This window comes from Streptomyces sp. SID3212, from assembly GCF_009865405.1.
Lineage (GTDB): Bacteria > Actinomycetota > Actinomycetes > Streptomycetales > Streptomycetaceae > Streptomyces.
In genome coordinates this window covers 1-1,118 of the sequence record NZ_WWJY01001163.1, presented here as the reverse complement: position 1 = coordinate 1,118, position 1,118 = coordinate 1, and the positions used below count along the sequence as shown (strand labels likewise).

1 pseudogene is annotated in these 1,118 nt (G+C 79.1%); it reads right to left on the bottom strand.

Going from position 1 to position 1,118, the window contains the following annotated elements:
• Positions 1-326, bottom strand: a pseudogene (locus GT042_RS34605) (MBL fold metallo-hydrolase); the annotation flags it as partial.
• Between the last annotated feature and the right edge of the window lie 792 nt (positions 327-1,118).

Genomic DNA, 1,118 nt, shown 5'->3' with positions numbered 1-1,118 from the left:
TACCGGTCGTCCCCGTACAGCGGGGGCGAGAGCCGCCCGGTCAGCCGCAACCGGGTGGACGGCAGCACCCGCTGCCACCGCCCCGCGTTCGCGCCGGGCGTGGCGAGCACCAGCACCGGCGTCCGCACCGCGGTGACCGCACCGTCGGGCCCCGTCACGCGCGTCACCTCGGCCTCCAGCAGGAACGCGCCGCCGGCCATCCGGTCACCGAACACCCTGGGGCGCGTGGGCCGGGGATCAGAGGTGACGACCGCCTCGACCGTCACCCGTGCGTACCGCTCCCCGAGCCCCGCCACCGGCCCCCGCCGCAGATCGGCCCCGTACACCCCCCCGGAAGCCGCCCCAGCGGCCCCACAGAGCAACACCCCGGCCAGAGCCACCCCGTTGACCCGCCCCCACCGCCCCCGGCCCGAGGCAGCCCCGGGACGCCGCCTCCACCACACCCCAGCCGGAACAACCCCGCCCGACTGCTCCCGCCGCACCTCGCCCGGAGCAACCCCACCAAGCCGTCGCCCCACCTCCGCCGGAGCCGCCCCACCGAGCGGCCCCCGACGCCCACCGGCCGGAGCCGCCCCATCGAGCCGTCCCCGATGCCCACCCGTCGGAGTCACCCCGTCAAGTCGCCCCCGACGACGCCCGCCCGCCAAGGCAGCCCCGTCGACCCGCCCCCACCGGGCCCCGGCCGGCGTCACCCCGTCGAGCCACCCCCACCGCGCCTCCACCGGAGCAACCTCGCCGAGCCGCCCCCGTCGTCCCACGGCCGGAGCCACCCCGTCAGATCGCCCCCGCCGCACATCCATCCCCCGGAGCGGGCCGGTTCTGTTCCGCGCAGCCTCCCGTTGTCGGCGGCCACCACCGCCCGTCCCCCGCATCGCCGTCCGGATCAGGATCAGCCCGGCCGCCACGAGGCAGCCCAGGACGCCCACAGCCGTCCAGCGGCCCGGAGCGCCCAGCGCCAGGGCCGCGCCCGCCCAGGCCGCCACGGCGGGTGGCAGCAGGCGGAGGTCCGCCGGACCCTCCTGGTGGGGGTTCGCCGCCCCCAGGCGGTTGTCGGAGGCCGCGTGGACCGCCGGGCGCGTCGGGCGCGTCGGGCGCGTCGGGGGGATCGGGTGCGTCGG